The 24,558-nt window shown below is 50.8% G+C and carries 15 protein-coding genes, 2 tRNA genes and 1 rRNA gene; 11 read left to right on the top strand and 7 right to left on the bottom strand.

Going from position 1 to position 24,558, the window contains the following annotated elements:
* Window positions 1-37 precede the first annotated feature (37 nt).
* Window positions 38-748, bottom strand: a complete 711-nt coding sequence (gene treR, locus GJQ69_RS09000; protein ID WP_086035071.1) for a trehalose operon repressor — start codon at window positions 746-748, stop codon at window positions 38-40.
* 414 nt (window positions 749-1,162) lie between these two features.
* On the opposite strand from treR, the gene GJQ69_RS08995 reads away from it, so the two are divergent.
* From GJQ69_RS08995 to GJQ69_RS08975, 5 genes are all read left to right on the top strand, one after another.
* Window positions 1,163-1,546: a hypothetical protein gene (locus GJQ69_RS08995; RefSeq protein ID WP_086035072.1), complete on the top strand. Its 384-nt coding sequence runs from the start codon at window positions 1,163-1,165 to the stop codon at window positions 1,544-1,546.
* Between the two features lie 406 nt (window positions 1,547-1,952).
* Complete coding sequence (locus GJQ69_RS08990; protein WP_174193538.1) at window positions 1,953-6,800, top strand: alpha-amylase family glycosyl hydrolase; 4,848 nt, start codon at window positions 1,953-1,955, stop codon at window positions 6,798-6,800.
* A gap of 274 nt (window positions 6,801-7,074) precedes the next feature.
* Window positions 7,075-7,974: an energy-coupling factor transporter transmembrane component T gene (locus GJQ69_RS08985; protein WP_157658884.1), complete on the top strand. Its 900-nt coding sequence runs from the start codon at window positions 7,075-7,077 to the stop codon at window positions 7,972-7,974.
* Window positions 7,902-9,578, top strand: coding sequence for an ABC transporter ATP-binding protein (locus GJQ69_RS08980; protein ID WP_174193536.1), 1,677 nt, complete (start codon window positions 7,902-7,904; stop codon window positions 9,576-9,578). Before GJQ69_RS08985 ends, GJQ69_RS08980 begins: the two co-directional genes overlap by 73 nt.
* Window positions 9,557-10,291, top strand: coding sequence for an ECF transporter S component (locus GJQ69_RS08975; protein WP_086035076.1), 735 nt, complete (start codon window positions 9,557-9,559; stop codon window positions 10,289-10,291). Before GJQ69_RS08980 ends, GJQ69_RS08975 begins: the two co-directional genes overlap by 22 nt.
* 308 nt (window positions 10,292-10,599) lie before the next feature.
* Here GJQ69_RS08975 and GJQ69_RS09860 read toward each other — a convergent pair whose 3' ends face one another.
* The 3 genes from GJQ69_RS09860 to GJQ69_RS08965 all read right to left on the bottom strand — a co-directional run bounded on the left by GJQ69_RS09860 (window position 10,600) and on the right by GJQ69_RS08965 (window position 11,505).
* Window positions 10,600-10,725: a hypothetical protein gene (locus tag GJQ69_RS09860; RefSeq protein WP_274379839.1), complete on the bottom strand. Its 126-nt coding sequence runs from the start codon at window positions 10,723-10,725 to the stop codon at window positions 10,600-10,602.
* 309 nt (window positions 10,726-11,034) lie between these two features.
* Window positions 11,035-11,199, bottom strand: a complete 165-nt coding sequence (gene rd / locus GJQ69_RS08970) for a rubredoxin (RefSeq protein ID WP_086035078.1) — start codon at window positions 11,197-11,199, stop codon at window positions 11,035-11,037.
* Window positions 11,200-11,262: 63 nt separating this feature from the next.
* Window positions 11,263-11,505 (bottom strand): DUF6514 family protein, encoded by a 243-nt coding sequence (locus GJQ69_RS08965; protein WP_086035079.1) that lies wholly within the window; start codon window positions 11,503-11,505, stop codon window positions 11,263-11,265.
* A 469-nt stretch (window positions 11,506-11,974) separates the two neighbouring features.
* Here GJQ69_RS08965 and GJQ69_RS08960 point away from each other — a divergent pair, with 469 nt between their 5' ends.
* Complete coding sequence (locus GJQ69_RS08960) at window positions 11,975-14,605, top strand: cation-translocating P-type ATPase (protein WP_174193534.1); 2,631 nt, start codon at window positions 11,975-11,977, stop codon at window positions 14,603-14,605.
* Between the two features lie 50 nt (window positions 14,606-14,655).
* On the opposite strand, the gene GJQ69_RS08955 is transcribed toward GJQ69_RS08960, so the two are convergent.
* The 3 genes from GJQ69_RS08955 to GJQ69_RS08945 all read right to left on the bottom strand — a co-directional run bounded on the left by GJQ69_RS08955 (window position 14,656) and on the right by GJQ69_RS08945 (window position 18,552).
* Window positions 14,656-15,726: a lysylphosphatidylglycerol synthase transmembrane domain-containing protein gene (locus GJQ69_RS08955; protein ID WP_174193532.1), complete on the bottom strand. Its 1,071-nt coding sequence runs from the start codon at window positions 15,724-15,726 to the stop codon at window positions 14,656-14,658.
* 209 nt (window positions 15,727-15,935) lie between these two features.
* On the bottom strand, window positions 15,936-16,955 hold the full coding sequence (trpS, locus tag GJQ69_RS08950) for a tryptophan--tRNA ligase (RefSeq protein WP_086035081.1): 1,020 nt from the start codon (window positions 16,953-16,955) through the stop codon (window positions 15,936-15,938).
* A gap of 409 nt (window positions 16,956-17,364) precedes the next feature.
* Window positions 17,365-18,552, bottom strand: coding sequence for an aminotransferase-like domain-containing protein (locus GJQ69_RS08945; RefSeq protein WP_086035082.1), 1,188 nt, complete (start codon window positions 18,550-18,552; stop codon window positions 17,365-17,367).
* Window positions 18,553-18,782: 230 nt separating this feature from the next.
* On the opposite strand from GJQ69_RS08945, the gene GJQ69_RS08940 reads away from it, so the two are divergent.
* The 5 genes from GJQ69_RS08940 (at window position 18,783) to GJQ69_RS08920 (ending at window position 24,473) form a co-directional block, all read left to right on the top strand.
* A complete protein-coding gene (locus GJQ69_RS08940; RefSeq protein ID WP_086035083.1) occupies window positions 18,783-20,921 on the top strand; it encodes a SpoIIE family protein phosphatase in 2,139 nt (712 codons plus the stop codon).
* 154 nt (window positions 20,922-21,075) lie between these two features.
* Complete coding sequence (locus GJQ69_RS08935; protein ID WP_157658886.1) at window positions 21,076-22,314, top strand: transglutaminase domain-containing protein; 1,239 nt, start codon at window positions 21,076-21,078, stop codon at window positions 22,312-22,314.
* A 318-nt stretch (window positions 22,315-22,632) separates the two neighbouring features.
* Window positions 22,633-24,145: ribosomal RNA gene (locus GJQ69_RS08930) — 16S ribosomal RNA — on the top strand.
* Window positions 24,146-24,286: 141 nt separating this feature from the next.
* Window positions 24,287-24,362 (top strand) — tRNA-Ala (locus GJQ69_RS08925).
* Window positions 24,363-24,396: 34 nt separating this feature from the next.
* Window positions 24,397-24,473 (top strand) — tRNA-Ile (locus GJQ69_RS08920).
* The last annotated feature ends 85 nt before the right edge of the window (window positions 24,474-24,558 follow it).

Genomic DNA, 24,558 nt, shown 5'->3' with positions numbered 1-24,558 from the left:
AAATCCAGAGGATTCATTCGGCCAATGTGCGAATGCCTCATAAACGTCTAGCAAAATCTTGAAATCGAAACCGATCAGGCCGATGCCGTGATTCTGTGTACTGAAATGTTGTTGTATCCTCCAAACTCGTTACGCTTTTGACCACCACAACCACATCTCCAGCTTTTAGATGGAGCAGTTCTTGATCAGAATCTGTAGCCGGTTCAACAGTGATCTCCTTTTTGGCATAGGCAATCGATAAATGCAGTTCCTCTTCAAAGTAGCGATAAATTGAATCGGCGGCCACCTCGTGGGAAATGCCGGGCACAACATCCGTTGATACATAATCGATATCAATAATCACCGGCTCACCGTTGACCTCGCGAACACGCACCAGTTTTGTGACAGGTATTGCTTTTGCAGTCGGATCGACCGATGCAAAATCGCTGATCGGAAGTTTCGTGATTTTATCCTTAATAACGGTGGTATGTGTGCTTATGTGTCTGCGCGTCGCCAATTCTTTGTAGCTGATGACATCGGATACCGGAAACACATACCGCTGGCGGTTGATGACGATAGAGCCCTTGCCTTTCTGCGACTGAATGTAACCTTCCTCGCGCAGTCGGCTCAGCGCCTTACGAATGGTATCACGCGATGCGTCATATAAATCGCACAGGCCGCTTTCGCTTGGCAGCAAGTCGTTGGTTCTATAAATGCCTTCGTTGATTTTTGCCTTGAGATCCTGATAGATCAAACAAAACTTTGCCATAATTTTCTCCAATAACAGTTTCTTTTGTATATATAATATACATGTACGTACAGGTTGCCAAGCACTTTATTATTATATAAAAGAGTAAGATCGTTTTTTCGGTTTGTACAAACTGTGCAAGAATGGGTTTCACATCCATTGAACGGACTGCCGCGAGGTCTTCCAATCACTCCATACCACTTGATGCAAACTTCCTTCGTTTTTTATGCCTACCGATCTATTTTCGACGGGCACGGAAACAGGCGGTGGCTTTGCTTGTGGGCACGCACGTTTTTTGTTATACTATAATATTTTATATGAATATTTTATATGCTTTTGCCCAAGAGGAGTGTCTGCCCAATGGCCAACAGCCAGAATGATATGCAAAACTTAAAAGCGACCCAATGAACAGCGCTGATTGTGCAGGCCACGCTGATGGTACTTTTTCTGCTTCCGGACGGAAATTCGCTGGATGGTAGTGCTCTTGCCAACTCGGTACAGATGGACCTTTTATATTTACAATACGGTGACCTGATTCATTTTATCGGAGGGCTGTTATACTGCGCGCCGCTGTTTGTCATTCCGGTAGATGTATGGCTGGTCACACTGTTGCGCAAACCGTGGCGCAAAGGCGAGGTGGAACGCAGTCATCTTAACGACCAGAGGCATTTCTACGACTGGGAAAAATTTGCCAACGTATGTGAGCTTAACCAAAAACTGGAATCCCATCTATCTTGGGGCAACACTAAGGCTATGCGTACGCTTGGATGGAAAAACCCTCTTCAACTTCTTGCTGATTTCCTTGGTTCACATTATTAACAAACACAGATTAAATTGCAAACTTCTCTTGACACCATCTAGGGGACAGGCTTCAGCAGACGGATGTTCCCTGCAGGAGGCCAGTTTTATTTCTGCCGTATGCATATGCGCGTATGTATTTTATAAATTTGATTGGCAGATGGCAAAATTAACAAATATAGTTAGGGACATTTGTAATAATTTGGGATTTATTTTCCCAATGGGATATGCTATTATTCTCTAAGGACACACGATACTTTGTAAAAACGGAGGGGTTGTGAAAACAGGAAATTTGGCGCAATAATTTCTATAAAAGCATTTCGTGCTGGAAATTCGGTTTACGCATCGACAGTTATGTAACCGATTGCATAACTGAGAAAACCAGATCTTGCTGTATGCGGTGAAAGTCGTTAAAAGGGAGGAAATTATGGTAAAAAAAGTGTGCAGGCAATGTCTCAGCTTGGTGCTGTCCTTGCTTATCGGGCTCTCTGCCTTGACAGGTGTCACTTTGAAAGCATCTGCTGCGGAAGCCACGGGCGGGCCGAAAGTAACTGACCTGGTATTGCTTGCTATAGACAAAGAAACAGACAATCAGATGTCCCTTTATGCAGGCGGCATATATGAATCATGTGTTAAGCTCAGTGCCGGAAAACACACTTATACCGTTAAAGTAAACGGGAGCGCAAAAGCTGCAGATGTTTCGGTAAATGTACCCGCAGAAGAGAACGTTTACATACGTTATTATTCACGTGGCTCTTCCGATGCTGCGGCAAAAAACAATACGGTGGATTCCATTAATAACGCAGTTCACTTTAAAACTTCGGCGACGCTGACAGGCGCTTTAGGCTCCATCGGCACGGAGCTTAACATCAGCGACTGGGTGCCGAATGACACAGACGGTGACCTCGACTATCTCGGCGGAGGACGCTATTCTAAAACTTTTAAATTTTCCGCGACAAAAAGCGATGTAAATATCAGTTATAAAGTCGCTTATAATCATGCATGGGGATATGGCGAGTGTGGAAGCAACGTTGAGACGAAGGTGCCTGCCGGTTCCACATCCTTTACGATTTTTGCGGATTATCTACAGGGGATATGCACCGATTCTATCCGCGAACCTGCCATCAATATTGATCAAAAAGATGCGGAGGGCAGCAATCTTTCCAAACCTGCTTTTACGACGACCGTTTCGCTGATAGGGACCGTACGCGGCAGCAGCGGCACATGGGACCCTAGCGCGGCTGGATGGGATTTTTCACAGATTACGAAGAATCTTTACGTATTCAGCAAAACATTCGATAAGGGTACCTACGAGTACAAAGTCGTTTTCGACAAGAAATACAAGTACGACAAAATCGCAGAAAACATCAGCTTCAAAGTTGACAGCGATGACACAAATGTTGTTTTCCTCTATGATGCCTCTTCCCAGAAGCTTTTTGATACAGTCAACAAGTTCAATGCCGTTTCCGAAGCCCTCGGATATCAGTTTGCTTCGGCAAAGGTGATTGACAATGCCAATGGGATGGTGGAATTTGTTTTTCAAGAGGCGCCGACAGACAAGATTTCTCTGACGTATGCGCCGAAATCTTCTCCCGAGAAGGCCAAAACGATTTCGCTTTCTGCCGAAAAAGATGCCAGCGGCACGTTTACAAGCGGCAACCTATTTTTGGGTGATGGGGCGCTGGATTACATTTATTTTTACACGGTAAACGGCACACGTACCCTGGACCCTTCTGCAGAAAATACTTACACGTATAACAATGAAAACTATTCCAACTACACCCGCGCAGCTTTCACAGGGCGGGCAGTCTATGTGCCGGGCACACTGCCTGGCAAGTCGTGGGACCCTGCTTCCAACAAGATGACGTATAAGGGGAAGGGCCTTTACTCATATACTTTTAAAGATGTACCGCCAGCGAACAACTACCAGTATAAAATTACAGTGGACGGAACATGGAATGAAAACTATGGCATGCATGGCAAATCAGGCGGCGACAATCTCAGCCTGGATGTAAACAATCAACAGGATGTCACGGTTTATTACAACGATATTACTCACCTTTCCGTCACATCGCTGAACTATCTATTTGTTGACCCCAGCCTTTCCGGAACAGGCGTGCCATCCGGCACAAAACTGACAGATGACGGCCTCACGGGCATTTATCAGGTAACTGTTTCTCTGCCTGCCGGAACCTATTCGGACTTTAAAATTAACTGGAAGAATAAGTCGGGCAGGGCTGCTTCGTGTAATGTCGCTCCGTTTACGCTTGCCGGGGAAAAGAATGTCACTTTTTCTTTTGACCCTTTGACTGAACTGTGTTACTCCAATGCTTCCGACCGCAAAATTGACGGGAAGAATGTCTACTACAATACACAGGACAGAAAATACAAAAGCACTTACGGCGCAGTGGAGCAGAACAAGCGGACCACCTTTTCCATCCAGACGGGCGATGATGTGTCAGAAGCTTATCTGTTTATAAAAGGGCCTGAAAATAAACGCATCACGATGACAAAGAGCTCCGCCGCCGACGGAAAAATTATGTGGAGCACAACGCAGAGTTTTGCCACGATTGGGCAGTATACGTATTACTTTGAGCTGGCGAATGCTTACGGTGATTTCAAGGTGTACGGCGATGACGACGGATATTATGGAACGGGAAAACTGACCGACCCGGGCAGCATCTCTCCTTACGACCTAGTGGTTTATAAGGAGGGCTACAAAACACCTGACTGGATGAAGAATGCGGTGATTTATCAGATATTCCCGGACCGCTTCTATAATGGTGATACCGCGAACGATGATGCTGCCCCAAAGGGTGCACGCGGGGCCACCAACTATGAGTTCGTAAAGGACTGGAGCAAATATCCGGAAAATCCGGAACAGGAGAGCCAGCACGCAGGTGAATATCCGTCCCAGGCTTACAAAGGGGACGGCATATGGGGCAATGAAATCTATGGCGGTGATATTAAGGGAATCACGCAGAAAATCGACTATCTGAAAAAACTTGGGGTGAACGTGATTTACGTTAACCCAATTTTCTCTTCCGTGTCCAACCACAGGTACGACACAACGGATTACAAGAAAATCGACCCCATCCTCGGCACGGAAGGCGATTTCACCGAACTGTGCCAAACAGCCAAGAGAAACGGGATGCACGTTATCCTCGACGGCGTTTATAATCATGTTTCGGATGACTCGATTTATTTTGACCGGTACTACAAATATGTCGGGGTAAACGGGAAAGTCGGCGCCTATCCGTACTGGGCATATGTTTACGACTATATAGATGACCATCCCGGCACAGCGCAGGATGCAGCGGAGACCGCTGCCACAGCATATTTTAAAGACCACCACAGCGTGAGAGATTTCACTTACACAAAGTGGTTTACGGTAACACGAGACCCGCTCCTTGATCAGACGACAAAGCAACCGATTCGAGATACAATCGGCGGACGAAATGGCAAAAAAGTTTATGGTTATGAAGGCTGGTGGGGCTATGACTCTATGCCTGTCATCAAGGCTACCAATGGTTCGGAGTACCAGACATCCAGCTGGGCAAAAGAGCTGGTCGACGGACCCGATTCTGTAACGAAATACTGGATCCGCAAAGGCTCCGATGGATGGCGCTTGGACTGCGCAAATGAGGTTTCGGATGAAACATGGCAGAAATTCCGCAGCTCCGTGAAAGCGCTTGGCAGTGACAATGTCATTATCGGAGAAATCTGGGCTGACGCAACAAAATATCTGCTTGGCGATATGTATGATTCGTGCATGAATTATCAGTTCCGCAATGCGATACTTACCTACACAAGAGGAGGAAGTTCGGCGGATTGTGCGAAAAATCTGGAAAAACTGCGCGAGAGGTATCCATCGGAGGCATTTTATGCAATGATGAATCTTCTGGATTCGCACGATACAACGCGGCTCCTCTCCTACCTTGACGGTATCGATGATGACCGGAATCAAAAGGATATTGCGCATACCTTCCCGACTTATGCCCAAACGTCAGATGCCGCAAAGAAAAAGCAATATATGGCGGCCCTCCTGCAGCTAACTTACCCAGGCGCTCCCACGATTTACTATGGTGATGAAGTGGGCGTGGTCGGTGCTGACGACCCGGATGACCGCCGTACCATGGACTGGAGCGGCAGCAACCAGGATTTGTTTCAGTGGTACGCAAAGCTGATTTCCATCCGAAACAGCAACTCAGCCCTTCGCACAGGAAGCATTTCTATGCTCAAAACAGATAAGAATGAGGTAATGGCTTATGTGCGCGCGGACAGTAAAAATCAATTTTTGATTGCTGCAAACAACAGTGGGCAGGATGTAACCGTAACCTTGGACGCTTCCACTGTCAAGGGCGACACACTGGTTGACATGATGACGAATACCGCTGTGCCAAAAAAGAACGGCGCTGTCACTATGACGATTCCAGCATATTCCGGCGTGCTCCTGGCTGCGAATGCCTCGTCACCTACCGACCATACTCAAACCGGCGACGCAACAGATGATTCTGATGGAAATGCTTACATCAGCGACACAACAGATGATTTTGATGTTAACGGCGCATATACCTTCAAAATCACCTCTAAAAATGGAAAGGCACCAGACTTTGCAGTCGGCACACCGAGTGTGTTCCGCACAACGCTGGTAAAGCGCAGCGGCAATGATTACTATTACAAAATCACGGCAATCGGCGCACCGGGCGCACAGTCCGGCATTTACCTCAATGGCAGCCGCCTGCTTGTGGCGACGGTCGGAAAAAATCCAAATTATTCTTTGAGTGATACCAGATGTAATCTTGTTGTCGATGGCGCTTATACTTTCAAAATTACGAACACATATGGAAAGGTACCAGATTTTGTAGTTGGCACCCCAAATGTGTTCCAAACAACGCTGGTAAAACACAACGGCAATGATTACTATTACAAAATCACGGCAATCGGCGCACCGGGCGCACAGTCCGGCATTTACCTCAATGGCAGCCGCCTGCTTGTGGCGACGGTCAGAAAAAATCCAAATTATTCTTTGAGTGATACCAGATGTAATCTTGTTGTCGATGGCGCTTATACTTTCAAAATTACGAACACATATGGAAAGGTACCAGATTTTGCAGTCGGCACCCCAAATGTGTTCCAAACAACGCTGGTAAAACACAACGGCAATGATTACTATTACAAAATCACGGCAATCGGCGCACCGGGCGCACAGTCCGGCATTTATCTCAATGGCAGCCGCCTGCTTGTGGCGACGATCAAGAAAAGCACGCGATAAGAACTTGTCGCCTCGCTGAAAAACCCAAAAGTCCATCCTTTGCTCCATGCACTGGGTGGGCTAGCCAATCATCCGGTGGCCTGCATTGTACCAAGTTGCAATGCAGGCCACCATTTTTTATGCTGGCTTCATGTCAAGAGTTGAGGTAGCCCAAAAGGGGGACAGACAAAAAGAAGGAAAATAGACAAAGTGATTTGGCAGTGCTACAATAAACATTGCCAAATCTTTTATACTGTACGGACTTTTGCCGACAGATATTGTCAGGGGGAATCCCATGAAGGAACCATTTGCGGCCTGCAACCCCAGTGTTTGTTTTATATTCTTTGCGGCAGCCCTGCTGCTGAGCGTGTTTTTGACAAACCCATGCTTTTTGGCACTGGACGCGGCGGCATCCACGTTGTATATGCTGCTCTTACGGCGCTCTGGCGGTCTACGCTTTCTAATGTCCATACTTGGATTTTCCGCTCTGCTTGCAGCATTAAATCCGCTGTTCAATACCAGCGGCAGCACGGTGTTGTTCACTTATTTTAGCCGCCCGTATACGCTGGAAGCACTGCTGTACGGCGTGACGGCCGGCGGAATGTTCTTTTCAGTGATGATGTGGGCCTCCTGCTGGCAGCAAACGATGGACAGCGACAAAATGCTGTATCTTTTCAGCGGGCTGGCACCAGCCGCTTCACTGATGCTGTCTATGGTATTTCAGATGGTGCCTGCCCTGCGGCGAAAGGCTGAAACGATAACGGCGGTACAAAAAGGTATTGGCTGCACCGGCACGGGGAATACCCGGCAGAAGCTGCGGAACAGTGTGGGCAGGCTTTCAGCACTGACATCCTGGGCACTGGAGGGTTCCCTGACCACAGCGGATTCTATGAAAAGTCGCGGCTACGGCACCGGCCGGCGAACTTCCTTTGCACGCTATACTTTTCGGGCGGCGGACTGCGGCGCGCTGGTGTTTTTCGGTGCCTGTTTTTTACTGGCGGCCGTGTCCTTTTCGCCGCGCTACCAGTGGAGCTGTTCAGGGACCGCGTTTTGGCTGGCGTTCGGGGGAAGTGCGGCACTTTTGCTGTTCCCGAGCTTCCTACATATTAAAGAGGATATTTTATGGAATTATTTTCGGTCAAAGATTTTAGCTTTTCCTATCCAGCGGCACCGAAAGAGGCATTGCACAAAGTAAATTTTTCAATCCGTTCAGGGGAATATGTTGCGCTGTGTGGAAAAAGCGGCAGCGGCAAAACAACACTGCTGAGCCACCTAAAAACGGTGCTAGCACCACATGGCACCCGGCAGGGTACAATTTTATGGAAGGGACGTCCTTTGCAGCAGGTCAGCCTGCGGGAACAAAGCAGCCAAATCGGCTATGTGATGCAGAATCCGGAAAATCAAACGGTGACAGACAAGGTGTGGCACGAGCTAGCCTTTGGGCTGGAAAGCCTGGGCACGGACCAGCGGACCATGCGGCTGCGGGTTGCGGAAATGGCCAGTTATTTTGGCATACAGTCGTGGTTTTACCGGGATGTCAGCACGCTTTCCGGCGGGCAGAAGCAGCTGCTAAATCTAGCGTCCATTATGGCGATGCAGCCGGAAATGCTGATTCTGGACGAGCCAACCAGCCAGCTGGACCCGGTTGCCGCTTCTGATTTCCTCAATACAGTATGTAAGCTGAATCGGGAATTGGGCACAACGGTTCTTATTTCGGAACATCGGCTGGAAGAAATCATCCCCTGTGCGGACAGAGTGGTTGTGATGGACAATGGCAGTATCTTTGCGGACGATGTGCCGCGTCGGGCAGGCCGCCGCATTTTTGAGGACAAACCAGAACTGGTACCGTCCCTGCCGGCACCTATGCAGGTTTACTACAGTATCGGCGGCGGTCAGTCCTGCCCGGTCACGGTGCGGGAGGGACGCAACTGGCTGACACAGGAGCTTGCAGGAAAAGAAAACATTGTTCGCCGACTGAATCGCCCAGCTGAGCCGGAGGAGGACGCGGAAACAGTGCTGGAACTGAAAGATGTCTGGTTTCGTTATGAAAAAGACACGCCGGATGTCCTGAAAGGCGTTTCACTCAAGCTGCCGAAAGGGAAGCTTTCCGCCGTGGTGGGTGGCAATGGCACGGGAAAATCCACGATGCTGAAAGCCGCCTGCGGCATTTGCCGTCCCTATCGGGGGAGCGTTCTGGTTTTACAGAAAAATATCCGCCGCTGGAAGACAGAAAGATTATTTCACGGGTGCCTCGCCATGCTGCCGCAGGATCCGCAGTGCCTTTTCCTGAAAAAGACTGTGCGGGAGGATCTGGAAGAGATGCTTTCCTCACAAAAACTCGCAAAAGAGGAGGGAGAAGCGCTTTTGCAGCAGGTGATTGCCGAATGTGACATTACCGAGCTGCTGGACGCGCACCCGTACGACCTTTCCGGCGGCGAGCAGCAGAAAGCGGCGCTGGCGAAGGTGCTGCTGTGCCGGCCGCGGATTTTGCTGCTGGACGAACCGACCAAGGGAATTGACAGCGGCTTTAAGGCCCAGCTGGCCGCTGTTTTTGAGCGGCTGAAACAGCGGCAGACGACTATCCTTATGGTTTCACATGATATTGAATTCTGTGCCCGCTATGCGGACCAAGTGTCGCTTTTTTTTGACGGCAGTGTACTGACGACCAGCCCGCCAACGCAGTTTTTTTCCAACAACAGCTTTTATACCACCGCGGCCAATCGTATGAGCCGCCATGAGTTTAACAATGCAGTAACCTGTAAGGATGTGATTACATTATGCCACAAGAATCATTTGTAAAGAGAACATACAGCAAAAAGTCCATTCTAGTTATGACAGCCTGCTTAGCAGGGATTGCAATGCTGCTGGTTTTTGGCGGCAAGGCGATGGGCAACGGACATGCCTATGGGGCCAGCCTGCTGGTGATTGTGCTGGCAATGGTGCCGTTTTTCTTTTCCTTTGAGCACCGCCGCCCACAGGCCCGCGAGCTGGTAACACTGGCGGTTTTATGTGCCATTGCGGTGGCCGCACGGCTGCTGTTTATCTGGGCGCCGCACTTTAAGCCGATGACTGCTATTATTATCATTGTCGGCGCGGCACTGGGCCCGCAGGCCGGTTTTATGACCGGCGCCATGGCGGCCTTTGTTTCGAACTTCTTTTTTGGGCAGGGCCCATGGACACCGTGGCAGATGCTTGCCTTTGGTATGGCCGGATTTTTGGCGGGTATTTTCTGCCGCAGTGGGATGATTAGCCGCCGGCGGATACCACTGTCCATTTTTGGTGCGGTGCTGGTCATGGCTATTGTTGGGCCGCTTCAGGACACCTGTTCCCTGTTTTTAATGACCAATACCATTACACCGGCGAGCGCAGGGGCCATTTACCTTTCGGGTGTTCCGGCCAATGCCGTACACGCGCTGGCAACCTTTTTAACGCTGCTGCTGGTGTCCCAGCCGATGTTTGAAAAGCTGGACCGTTTAAAGCAGAAATATGGCATTCTGAAGGAATCGGCGTGAGGCTTGACTCTTATCATCCAGTGGTCAATTTGCTTTCTTTTGCGGCAGTGCTGACCTTGCTGTACAGCCTTTTGCCTTTGCTGTTGCCGCGGCGGGAAAAGTTCCAGCCTGCGGCAGCGCCCTTTTTATCTTTTTTACAGAGAATTAAAGCAGAGTGATAGTAAAAGCAAAATCAGAGGTTTCGTTCGGTGGCAGAATGGTCATACCACGCTTGTGTTCAAAGCAGTTATCTTCATCTGTGGTGGTGCTGCAGCCTGTCCGACAGGCATCTGAAAAGCTGGATGACCGCCCACCACGAACGATATGGACTAGGCACCGATATTAGTTGTGGAAAAGCGCATTTCCAGGGAAGCAGGCCCTGTCATGCGGTAGGACATACGCAGGTGAAACGGATAGGGGTAGGCCTTCAGCCGTGTCAGATTACGAAAAACCACTGGAGCAACCAAACAGGCGGGACAACAATGCTGCAAAAAAACAAGGCCGCCATGGTGCCGCCTATATGGCGACACACCCAAAAAAATTGGGTGGGAGTACATTGTATGTGATGTGCAGTGGTCGGAGCCGCAGGCGGAGGTAGACTTTGCACGTGGGCCAAAAAGATATACGCAATGGGACTGGAATTTGGCATTCATATTATGCACGAAGGAAAAAAGGTTCTCCTTTACGGAGAACCTTTTTCTTTGCATTACAGTCAAAAAAGACCCCGCGCAGCCTCTCTGCCGGGATCTTTTGTCATGCGGATTTTAGCCTTCTTCAGGGGAAAATTCTTTTTTGTCTATGCCGCACAGAGGACATTTCCAGTCGTCCGGCAGCTTTTCAAAAGGCGTTCCGGCGGGGATACCATTGTCCGGGTCACCTATGGCAGGGTCATAGACATAGCCGCAGACGTTACAGACGTATTTCTGCATTTTGTTTTCTCCTTCCAACTGATTCTGCTATATTATAGAAGAATCACCACCACATGGCAAAATTTAATCGAGAAAATGATAATCGTCCAGAATTTCAGTTAGGTTATCGGGAAAGACCTGATTGCGCAGCAGCGACTGTGCAAGGTGGACAGCCTGCCCGCGGCTGTCCGAAACGGTTCCGCTGGCAAGCTGGGTTTTCACCTGCTCGACTTCTACGCCGTAGCTCTCCCCATCATAATAGATATAATACTGTAGGCAGCTGCTTCCAGTCGTAGATTTTCCAATTAATTCCTTACGTATCTGCATTTTCTCCGCTCTCCTTTGCTGTTTCAATTGAATACTCTCCGTTGCTTGACAGGCTGTGACAATCGTTCACACTATCGCCGACAGGAAGAACGCATCTCTCCTTTTATAAACAAAAAAAATAGGAGAAACCGGCGTCTTTTTCAACAAAAACAAAAAGCCCGGCAGATCTTCCATATGGCTTACTTGTTAAGTCATTCTTATAATACCTTTTATCGCCTAGATTTTCAAGGGCAAAAGTGGAGTATTTAGTAGGAATGAACAAAAAGTACCATATATTACCCCGAAAACAAGAAAAGGGCTTATTCTTTAGGCAATAAGAGAGCAAAGAAGTAAGCTTGGATTTCACAAGATTAGAGTTTTGTATAATTTGGCTTCACACCAGCAGGAGAATAATCCATTTTATCCAAATACAGTTTGTACTGATTTCCTAAAGAATTGCATAAAGTGAAAACAGCAGGGGGGATTTCCTATGACAAACTGGCACAACTTGACAGTGGCCGTATGTGAAAAAAAACTGAACAGCAAACCGGAGGGGTTAAATCGGGCACAGGCCGCGGACCGGCGGCGCACATGGGGGAAAAATGCCCTTGCAGGACAACATGGGCAGCCGCTTATCCGGCGCTTTTTAGCACAGTTTCAAGATTTCATGGTGCTGATTCTGCTGCTGGCAGCTGGTGTATCCTTTTTTACCTCCTGGCTGCAGGGCAGCACGGATTATATTGATTCCATTATTATTCTGCTGGTGGTCAATGTCAACGCAGTGATTGGCGTTGTGCAGGAAAGCCGCGCAGAAAAGGCGCTTGCCGCATTGCAGGAGATGGCGGCACCGCAGGCAAAAGCTGTGCGGGGTGGCAGAACGGTACATATTCCGGCGGAAGACCTTGTGCCGGGCGATGTTGTTTTGCTGGAAACCGGTGACCTTGTGCCGGCGGATATTCGCCTGACGCAGACCACCGGACTGCAGGTGCAGGAAAGTACGCTAACCGGAGAAAGCAGGGCGGTCCGCAAAGACGCAGACATCCTGTGTTCGGAAACAGCGCCGTTGGGGGACCGACACAATATGTGTTTTTCCTCTACCAGTGTGACGGCTGGACATGGCCGCGGGTTGGTGGTTGAAACGGGAATGCACACACAGGTTGGGCATATTGCACATATGCTGACAACGCAGAAAACACCGCAGACACCGTTGCAAAAAAAGTTGGAAGTAACTGGGAAAGTATTAGGGACAGGCGCTTTGGTTCTGTGCGGCATCATCTTTATTATGGGACTTGTGCAGGGAACGCCGCCGCTGGAAATGTTTCTAACCTCTATTTCACTGGCGGTCGCTGCCATTCCAGAAGGACTGCCGGCGGTCGTTACCATCGTTCTGGCAGCTGGGATGCGTCATATGGCGGAGCACCGGGCAATCGTCCGCCATATGATGGCAGTGGAAACACTGGGCAGTGCCAGTGTCATTTGCAGTGACAAAACCGGCACACTGACGCGGGACCATATGACGGTGACCGAACTGCGGAACGCTTCTGGGTTACTGCCGGCACACAGTACACGACGGCGGGAATTGCTGGACGATGCCGCACTGTGCACCAACTGCACAGTGGACGGCAGCCATATCTCGGGGGAAGCAACCGAGGCGGCCTTGTGTGAGGCGGCCGGAAACAAAGCGGTGCTGGACCGGCAGTTTCCCCGTGTGCGGGAAGTGCCGTTTTCTTCAGCCCGCAAGCGTATGACCGTAGTAGTTCGCCTGCCGGGCGGACGTTTTCGTGTGATAACAAAGGGCGCGCCAGATGTACTTGCCCCCCTGTGCCGCGGCGGCTGTGCGCTGGCACAGAACCATGAAATGGCCACACGGGCGCTGCGGGTACTGGCAGTGGCACAGAAAGAGGTTTCGTCATTTTCTGGTGTCAGCGACCAGTCGCTGGAAAGCAATTTGCAGTTCATTGGCCTTATCGGTATGTCTGACCCACCGCGGCCGGAGGCGGAAGATGCGGTTGCTTTGTGCCAGCAGGCGGGCATACGGCCAGTGATGATTACGGGCGACCATGTGGAAACAGCGGCGGCCGTCGGGCGGGAACTGGGCATTTTGGGGGATGGAAGTGTGCTGTCCGGTCCGGAGCTGGATGCTATGAAACAGGAAGAACTAGCCTGCAATATTTATCGGTATACCATTTTTGCACGCGTGACACCGGCACACAAGGTGCGCATTGTGCAGGCACTGCAAAGCCGCGGCGAAGTAGTGGCCATGACCGGCGATGGTGTCAATGATGCACCGGCGCTGAAGGCAGCAGACATTGGCTGTGCCATGGGACGCAGTGGAACGGATGTGGCAAAGGGTGCGGCAGATATGATTTTGGCGGATGACAATTTTGCCACGATTGTAGAGGCCGTTCGGGAAGGACGCGGCATTTACAGCAATATCCGCCGGACCATTCATTTTTTGCTTTCCTGCAATGTCGGGGAACTCTTGGCGGTGTTTGTCAGTTTCCTGCTGCGGCTGCCGCTGCCGCTGGCGGCCATTCAGCTGCTGTGGGTCAATTTGGTTACCGATTCATTTCCGGCGCTGGCGCTGGGCGCAGAGCCGGTGGACCGCGATGTCATGAAGCAGAAGCCGGTGCGACGCGGCAGCAGTATGTTTGGGGGCGGCATGGGCTGGTCCATTCTGGTAGAAGGCTGTTTAATTGGTGCTTTGTCCCTGCTGGCATATACGATTGGGCGGGTATTCTTTGACGCCAATCCGGCGAATCCCGTGATTGGGCGTACCATGGGTTTTGCTGTGCTGAGCTTATCACAGCTTGCCCATGCCTTTAATATGCGTAGCGACACGCATTCCCTGTTTGAGAAGGGACGTCCGCGCAATCCCAGTTTGATAGCGGCTACAGTTGCCTGTGGTGCGGCTATGGCGGTGGTTGTGGCAGTCCCTGCACTGGCAGTCATCTTCCGCACCGCGGTGCTTTCGCCGCTGCAGTGGCTGCTGACGCTTTTGCTGTCGGTTGTGCCGATAACAGTGGTGGAATTGGAAAAAGCACTAAAACGCGTACAGGAAAAACATGCGGCGCGCCGCCGGAGAATGCTGCCAAATAAGATAAACCGGCAGGAGCCATAAAAAAACGGAAGCCTTTAGAGGCTTCCGTTTTTTAGCGTGCAGAATTATTTTTAGGCTGCTTTCTTTTCAATCAGCTGTTCGTCCGGTGGTCGGGTGCCGACGTACCGGCGGGAACCCAGCAGTACCAATATATAACCGAACAGAATGGTTCCGTAATAGGTAATCAGACGCCAAACCAGAATAGCAGGCGTGGTGAGAGAGCCGAAGAAGATGGTGCAGAACGCTTTAAAGGAAATTTCCGCGCCGCCGGAGCCACCCGGCAGCGGAACAAATGCGACAACGGTTGCAGCGAAAACCTCAGCTGCGATAATCAGCCATACGGAGGCACCGTGCAGGTGGAAAGCACGGTAAATGCAGTAAGTGTCCAAGCTGCCAAAAATCAGCTGTACAATCGTGATGGAGCAGACAAGGACATACAGCCGGCCACAGTTTTTCCCCATGGTTTTAAATCCGGCATGGAAAGAGTCCAGCTGTTTAATAATGGTTTGGTACAGCTCTTCCGGATTTTTTACGATATGAATTTTGTTCAGCCCTTTCAAGCAGGTGTGCAGAAGCCGGTAGATGAAGCCAGCGTTTACGGAAACCAGAACCACTGCTGCAATGAAGATAATATTTGTGACAAGCCCGAAAATTGTAAACATTGTCAGATGTGTTACGTTTTCTACGAAAAAAGAAAGCTTGGTCGCCACCAGCAGCAGGGAAAAAGTCAGCGCCGTTGTTTGATGTGTAATCGTTTTAGAGGAGATAATAGCGGCGCTTTTACCGGGCTTCATTCCCATTTTGGACATATAGTAAATCTGCATGGGTTGTCCGCCAGAGGAAAATGGTGTGATGGCGGAGTAAAAAATGCCCGTAATGCCAATCATGAAGGAGCGCCCATAAGTCCAGCTTGGATACAAATGACGGCACAAAAGCCAGTTGCACAGGCCTTCCAGTACCCATGTGACGACCAGTGTGCCGAAAGCCAGCAGAATCCAAAATGGGTCCAGCGTACTGAGAATATGGCCTAGCTGTGAAATGCTTTCTTCTTTAAAAAGAGAAAATAAAAGAATGGCCATGGTCACGGCCAGAACAATGACGGTAAAAAGGTGTTTTCGAAGGGCCCTGAAAAAACGTTTCATAATATCTCCAATCAAGAGGTAATAGGGGAAAGAAATAAGCGGGACACTCCTGCGGAACTGCCCAGACGGCAGACAATTTTCTATAATCATACCGCATTCCGGCCAGATATACAAGACTGCCTTTTTATCCTGCGCAGGAAACAGAAAAGGTATGTATATATAAAAAGCACCCTGTGCCGTGGTGGACACAGAGCGCTGCTTTTTGAGAATTATGAACGATGCGGCGGAATAAAGCCGACTTTTTTCATGACTTTCTGCAGGGTGCGGTTGGCGATGCGGGCAGCTTTTTCGGCACCGTCGTTCCAGTACTGTTCCATATAATCGCGGTCACTGCTGTACTGGGCAAAGCGTTCCTGAATGGGACGCAGGTGCTCAATGACAGCTTCACCGACAGCTGCCTTAAAGTCCCCATATCCTTTTCCGGAAAAATCATGTTCAATCTGGTCGAAGGTTTCACCGGTGATACAGGAGTAAATCTCCATTAAGTTGTTGATGCCGTCCTTGCCCTCGCCATAGTGGACACTTGCTTCGCTGTCCGTAATGGCGCGCTTGAATTTGCGCATAATGTCGTCCGGCTTGTCCAGCACATAGACACAGCCGTTTACGTTTTCGTCGCTCTTGCTCATTTTATGGGACGGGTCCTGCAGGCTCATAATGCGCTTACCTTCTTTGCCAACGAAAGCCGCGGGCAGGGTGAAGGTGGGGGAGTAGGCGTTGTTGAAGCGTTCGGCAATGTTGCGGGTAAGTTCCAGATGCTGTGTCTGGTCCTCACCGACCGGGACAAAGTCCGTCTGATACAGCAGAATGTCCGCTGCCATCAGGCTGGGATAAGTGAACAGACCGGCGTTTACATTATCAGCGTGCTTTTTGGATTTATCTTTAAACTGTGTCATGCGCTGCAGTTCCCCGAACTGTGTGTAGCAGTTCAGAATCCATGCCAGCTGCGAATGAGCCGGCACATGGCTCTGCAGGAAAAACAGGCTGCGTTTGGGGTCAATGCCGCAGGCCAGCAGCAGGGCATAGGCATTTAATGTGTGGTGACGCAGGTCGGCTGGCTTTTGCCGGACGGTGATTGTGTGCAGGTCTGCCAAAGCAAAGATGCAGTCATAGCTGTCCTGCAGGGATACCCAGTTTTTTAATGCGCCCAGATAGTTGCCCAGGGTGATGTCACCGCTTGGCTGAATCGCGCTGAAAATGCGCTTCTTGCGTTCTGGCGTTTGTTGTTCCATTTGTATAACCTCCTGTACAAACATGGTTGTTGCTCTTATTTTGTCTGGCAGCAAAGACGGAAAAAAGGCTCCTGTCCCCCTTTTCCGAAGAAGAAGAGAGGGACAGGAGCCTGTAAAATCTCCTGCGGTGCCACCCAGTTTGACGCGAATGCGCCCGCTTAGTGTACATATATACTGCACTTTCCGGAATAACGGGCGGAAAGTCCCGCTTCCCCTACTGCGCAAAAAATTGCGGTTCAGTTCAGCCTCAAAAGTCCATTCGGCGGAAGCTGCGGCACCGGATTTTCACCCAAAGGTCCGGCTCTCTGCGGGGGCAGTTTTTCCGCTTACTTGTCTTTCTCACAGGTTTTGCTGTATGATTGCTGCTTTTGACGCTATTATAGGCAGGCCCGCGGGATTTGTCAAGCGGTTATACGGGCCAGTCGGCAGCCAGTTTGCCAAGAATGGAAATGCCACGTGCGAGGTCCTCATCTGTTGGAGAAGAATAGTTGATGCGGAAACTCTGGCAGGGTGTGTTTTCATCGGTGAGGAAAGCGTTGCCGGGAACGACACACACTTTATGCAGAACGGCCTGCTTACAGTAATCAATCATCGGAATGGATGCAGGCAGTGTGCACCAAATGAACAGGCCACCCTGAATCGGCCGATACTGCAGCAGCGGTGCGGTTTCCTGCAGGGCTTTTTCAGCAACCGCATATTTTTTGGCGTAAATTTTCCGCAGTCCACACAAATGCTTTTCAAAATCCCAGCCATGTAGGAAGCGGTGGATGACATGCTGACTCCAGATGTTGGTGTGTACATCACTGCCCTGTTTGCAGACGACCATCTTCTGCAGCAACGTGCTGCCGCCAGCGGCAAAGCCGACACGCATACCGGGGGAGATGGTCTTGCTGAATGTGCCGGAGTAGAGGACACGTCCTTCTGTATCCAGTGTTTTAATAGAAGGAATATTCTCACCCGCAAAGCGCAGGTCACCATAAGGGTTGTCCTCCAAAATCAAAACATCGTATTTTTTGGCGAGGTCGTAAATGCCGCGGCGCTTTTCCCAGCTGGTTGTCAGGCCGGTTGGGTTCTGAAAGTTGGGGATTGTGTAAATAAACTGAACTTTCCGGTCACTTTTCAGAATATCCTCTAATTTGGTGAGGTCCATGCCGTCTTCCTGCATGGGTACGCCTTTCAGTACAGCATGGTAAGAACGGAACGAGTTGAGGGCACCGATGAAACTTGGCTCTTCACAAACGACAGTATCTCCCTCGTTAAGGACGGATTTGCCGAACAGGTCCATAATCTGCTGGGCACCGCTGGTAATGAGGACACTGTCACCGGGCGTGTGAATGCCGCAGTGCTTTTGCAGAAAGGCGGTCACGTCTTCCCGCAGGGCGGGCAGGCCCTCGGTTACACTGTATTGCAGTGCATCAATGGGCTGCTCCCGCAGGAGGTCATCGCTGCAGCGGCGAATGGCCTCTACCGGAAAAGCTTCCGGTGCGGGGTTGCCGGCAGAAAGGGAGATAACCTCCGGGTCAGCAGCATATTTGAAAATTTCACGAATCGCTGAGGGCTTCAGGGCTTTGACACGGTCGGAGAAATGGTAGTCCATTTTTTTACACCTTCTCTATTAGATTCCCATTAAAAAACTGCCCGCAAGGGCCGTGGCGGTACAGCTTTCTTTCTATTTTAGCACATTTGTACGGACAGCACCATAAAAAGTATGTGCACAGCGGCCAGTTCTGCGACAATCCGACATGCGGCGGCTTGTATAATAGAAATTACAAATTTGTAAATAAAGTACATATAGCGGAATGCTGCAGGAAATGGAGTGGTTCGACAATGGCAAAAGAGCAGACGCTGAATTGGGACCGGGCGGGCACCGCCATGAAGAAGGCCGCACGCCAGGCGGCGTTCTTTGCAATGGGCCTGTTGGCAGCACGTGCTGTGGTATTTGACCGGTGCGCACCTTTTGGGGTAGCGCTGGCGGCAGCCTGCCCATGGGAATACGCGGCGGCAGCGGCGCTGGGTTCAGTGCTGGGGTACCTGCTGCCGGGGACAGTGACCGTACCGATGCACTGCCTAATGGCACTGCTGGCGGCAATGGGTATTAGATGGGCGCTGCGGGAAGCGGCTTCGCGGTTTTTACGGGTGAAAGCGCTGTTTGCGGCGCTGATGGCCGGTATACCCATGCTGTGTACGGGGATGATTGTCTTTTATGTCAACAGTACGGGGACAAGCGGTGCTGCCTATGCAGTGGCTGAAGGCCTGCTGGCAGCCGGCTGGGGATACTTTTTCTCCCAAACAGGGGACCTGTTGGACCACCAGCTGCGGCAGGGAAACTGTTTGCCGCAGGAGCTGACCTGTGCGGCTTTTTCGGCCGGCGTATTTTTGCTGGCGCTTTCTGCACTGAAAATAGGGCCCGTGTCGGTTGGTGGTATCCTTGCGGTGCTGATTACCTTATATGCAAGTGAATACAGCGGTGTAGCCGGTGGCAGTGTATCCGGTGTAGCGGCTGGCGCCTGCCTGTCCTTTTCCGGCAGCGGATTAGGCGGACTGGCAGGTGCGTATGGAGTCGGCGGTCTGCTGGCGGGGCTGTTTGCGCCCATGGGCAGGCTGGCAGGTGCCTGTGCTTTCATTTTAAGCAGCGCGGTTGCAACTTTGCCGGAAGCACTGACCACCCAGCGAATGGACACGCTGTGGGAGGTGGCCATTGCCGCTGTATTGTATATTCTTCTACCGGAACGCCTGACCGGGCGGATTTTAGGGCATTTTTCCATATCAACCGCAAGTGTCGGAGAAACGCCGCGCGCACAGGATTTGCGCCGGACGGTTGTGACAAGACTGGACCACGCCGCGAACGCGCTTGGAAATGTAGCGGACACGCTGGCACAGGTGGGCGAAAAGCTGGACAAGTCTCAGCAGGCACACAGGCAGTCAGCGCTGCAGGTGTACAGCCGTACACAGGCTTCACAAAACCGCCGACGGCTGGTTCAGCAGTTTTCCGTCGTGCGTACAATATTAGAAGAAATGGCATCGGAATTTGAGCTGTTCGAGCACAGCGACAGCACAAGCGCCAGTTTGGTATCAGAAGTACTGTATGAGTTTTCTTTGCAGCCGCTGGATGTCAGCTGCAGAGTGGATCGATTTGAGCGCATGACAATTGAAGCAATGATTGTGCGGGGACAGGGCATACAGGTCAACAAAGCGGAATTGACGCGTGAGATTTCCAAAGTATGCGGGCGGACTTTTTCACAACCGAGCATCAGCCGGACACAAACGGCATGGCGACTTGTCTTTTGTGAACGGCCGCAGTTCCGTGTCATTGCGGCCAGTGCCCGACATAACTGTGGGGATAATATGCTGTGCGGGGACAGCACCCGCTGCTTTGAGGACGGCACTGGCCGGTACATCTGCATTTTAAGTGACGGCATGGGAGCCGGTGGCCGTGCGGCAGTGGATGGCGTGATGGTTTCGGATTTGCTGACACAGCTAATAGAAGCAGGAATTGGATTTGACAGCGCACTGCAGATTGTCAACACAGCCATGGGAGTGAAATCTGGTGACGAATCCACGGCTACGGTAGACCTTGTCAGTGCGGACCTGTATACTGGCATTATTCAGTTCTGCAAGGCCGGCGCCGCCATGAGCTTTGTCTGTCGACAGGGAAAGGTTTATCCGGTGGACGCACCCGGTCTGCCCGTTGGCATTCTGGAAACAGCGCAGTTTCACTGCGCACAGGAAGAACTGGGGGACAGTGACCTGCTGGTGATGCTCAGTGATGGTGCCCTGTGTGCGGGAACAAAATGGATATGTGATTTGCTGGCAGCTCCGGGGGATGCCAAAACACCGCAGGAATTGGCGGAGGCAATTGTTGCGGGTGCCGTGGCCCGCCGCAGTGACGGCCATGACGACGATGTTACGGCGGTGGTTCTGCAGCTGCATGCGTACCGTCCTGCTATGGAAACAGAAGAAGAATAAAAGATACAGGAATCCGGCCGTATGTGCAGCTGCACGGGCCGGATTTTTTTGCCTATAAAAAAGGAAAAAATTTTTTCCTCCTTATTGTATAGGCAAAGAGACTGAAAGCAGGTATAATGGTGAAGTTGACAGAATAGGAAGTGGGGACAGAAGCATGAGGAAAAAGCCTGTATGTTTTCTGGCACTGACGCTGGCACTTGCCTGCTTGACGGGATGTGCACTTCCGGAAACAGACAGTGTATCTATTCCACCGGTCCAGACGGTTTCTTCAGCGGCAGCGGGACAAAGCTGTACGCTGGTGTCACAGCGGGGAGATTACAACGGCCTGCCCAGTGACAGCTGCCGCCGGCTGTACCAGCAGATGCTGGCCTGTGCCGGAAAGATTGCAGACCAAAAAGAAAAGAATGGCTATCCGCTGCAGCCTGCTGTCCTGTACACACAGCTTTCGGACAAAGATACACAGCTGACAGTGATGGCATTTTTTAATGATAATCCACAGATGTTTTGGGTTTCTAATCAATATACCTATACTTACTCTTTCACTGCAACCAGTGTGCAGCTGTACAGCCGTGTTTCACCAACAGTCTGCAGCAGTATGCAGAAACAGCTGCAGACAGCTGTGATAAGGGCAATGGCCGGCACTTCCGCCAAACAAAGCGAACTGGAACGGGAAGAAAACATTTATCAGGCGCTGGCGGACCGCTGCAGCTACGCGAATTCTTCTGCAGGCAAGGAACAGGACTGGCAGGACTATACTTCTTATGGTGCCCTCGTAAAAGGCAAAGCAGTTTGTGACGGCTATGCCCGTGCCATGCAGCTTTTGTGTGCGGAAGCGGGACTCTCCTGCCGGCTGGTCAATGGCAGCTCCAAAGGTGCGGCACATATTTGGAACCTGATTCGCATCGGCGGGAAGTGGTATCACTTTGACGGCACATGGATGGACAGCAGCGTGCGTACCTATGATTATTTCAATTTAACGGATACGCTGATACGGCAGGACCATACCATTTGTCCATCAAACGGGAACAATGCGGCCGACAGCAACCTGCCGATGCCGAGCGCCTCTTCCATGGATGCGAACTATTATCAGGCACGCGCGGTGCAGCTGACCAGTTTGGACAACAACAGCAAAAAAAAGCTGGCGACAGCTTTGGCACAGGCAGCAGCCAGCGGCAGGACGGTGCTGGCACTGCATTTAGGGGAACATCTGCCATACCGGCAGACAGTAGATGAGCTCTTTAATAGTATGCCGTATTTCTTTCAATCTTGTGTGGCAGCGGCGAACCGTGCACTGCCTGGCGGAAAAAAGCTTTATTATGATGGAATGCACTACAGCACCGCGGAAGCACAGCGTGGAATAAGCATTCAGCTGACTTATGCAAAAAACGGCTGAAAAACGGGCATAAACGCGCTTTTTAAAAAAAAGCAAAAAAAGATGAAAAAAGTAGTTGACAAAGGGAGAAAGCAGTGGTATTATATATGAGTCGCCGCGAGAGAGGCGCCCGGGGCTAAGGCCTAAGGGAGCTGAAATTGAGGCGGCGCAGGACCTTGAAAATTAAACAACGATGACAAGTAACGGACCCGAAAGATTCCGAGAGGAATGACGAGAAGCTGACTCGTAAAAAAACAGCAAAACGATACGCAAGCGTATCAAAACGAGCTACAAAAGCTCTAGAGTAGATTTGGATGCCGAAAGGCGTTTAGATATCATATTTTAGAGAGTTTGATCCTGGCTCAGGACGAACGCTGGCGGCGTGCCTAACACATGCAAGTCGAACGAAACTTTTTGCTTCGGTAGAAAGTTTAGTGGCGGACGGGTGAGTAACGCGTGAGGAACCTGCCTTTCAGAGGGGGATAATGTCTGGAAACGGACACTAATACCGCATGACATTTTCTGTTCACATGGACGGAAAATCAAAGGAGCAATCTGCTGAAAGATGGACTCGCGTCCGATTAGCTAGATGGTGAGATAATAGCCCACCATGGCGACGATCGGTAGCCGGACTGAGAGGTTGAACGGCCACATTGGGACTGAGACACGGCCCAGACTCCTACGGGAGGCAGCAGTGGGGGATATTGCACAATGGAGGAAACTCTGATGCAGCAACGCCGCGTGAAGGAAGACGGTCTTCGGATTGTAAACTTTTGTACCTAGGGACGATAATGACGGTACCTAGGCAGCAAGCTCCGGCTAACTACGTGCCAGCAGCCGCGGTAATACGTAGGGAGCGAGCGTTGTCCGGATTTACTGGGTGTAAAGGGTGCGTAGGCGGCCAAGCAAGTCAGCTGTGAAAACTATGGGCTTAACCCATAGCCTGCAATTGAAACTGTTTGGCTTGAGTGAAGTAGAGGTAGGTGGAATTCCCGGTGTAGCGGTGAAATGCGTAGAGATCGGGAGGAACACCAGTGGCGAAGGCGACCTACTGGGCTTTAACTGACGCTGAAGCACGAAAGCATGGGTAGCAAACAGGATTAGATACCCTGGTAGTCCATGCTGTAAACGATGATTACTAGGTGTGGGGGGTCTGACCCCTTCCGTGCCGGAGTTAACACAATAAGTAATCCACCTGGGGAGTACGACCGCAAGGTTGAAACTCAAAGGAATTGACGGGGGCCCGCACAAGCAGTGGAGTATGTGGTTTAATTCGAAGCAACGCGAAGAACCTTACCAGGTCTTGACATCCAACTAACGAAGCAGAGATGCATTAGGTGCCCTTCGGGGAAAGTTGAGACAGGTGGTGCATGGTTGTCGTCAGCTCGTGTCGTGAGATGTTGGGTTAAGTCCCGCAACGAGCGCAACCCTTACTGTTAGTTGCTACGCAAGAGCACTCTAGCAGGACTGCCGTTGACAAAACGGAGGAAGGTGGGGACGACGTCAAATCATCATGCCCCTTATGACCTGGGCTACACACGTACTACAATGGCCGTTAACAGAGAGAAGCGATACCGCGAGGTGGAGCGAACCTCAAAAAGCGGTCTCAGTTCGGATTGCAGGCTGAAACCCGCCTGCATGAAGTTGGAATTGCTAGTAATCGCGGATCATAATGCCGCGGTGAATACGTTCCCGGGCCTTGTACACACCGCCCGTCACACCATGGGAGCCGGTAATACCCGAAGTCAGTAGTCTAACCGCAAGGAGGACGCTGCCGAAGGTAGGATTGGCGACTGGGGTGAAGTCGTAACAAGGTAGCCGTATCAGAAGGTGCGGCTGGATCACCTCCTTTCTATGGAGAACAGAGCAGATGAAACAAGCTGCTCGAAATCCTAGGTCGGTCGGATTAAAAGCTTGTCAATCGTTGTTTAATTTTGAAGGCCTTGCGATGCAAGACTTTCAGAAGATGGTGGACGGGAAAAGCCACCAGTATGGGGGTATAGCTCAGCTGGGAGAGCGCCTGCTTTGCAAGCAGGAGGTCAACGGTTCGATCCCGTTTATCTCCACCATGGGCTTCTGGTGAGAACCGGAAAGCCGGGAAATGGGCTTATAGCTCAGCCGGTTAGAGCGCACGCCTGATAAGCGTGAGGTCGGTGGTTCGAGTCCACTTAAGCCCACCAGACGGGGAAACCCGCAGCTGTACATTGAAAACTGAATAAAGAAAAGAATGCGAAAAACGATATCAAGTAAAGTTAGAAAAATTAC

It is taken from the genome of Caproicibacterium lactatifermentans, assembly GCF_013315815.1.
Classification (GTDB): Bacteria; Bacillota; Clostridia; order Oscillospirales; family Acutalibacteraceae; genus Caproicibacterium; species Caproicibacterium lactatifermentans.
The sequence above is the reverse complement of the archived record's forward strand: the minus strand, read 5'-3'. Positions and strand labels throughout refer to the sequence as shown.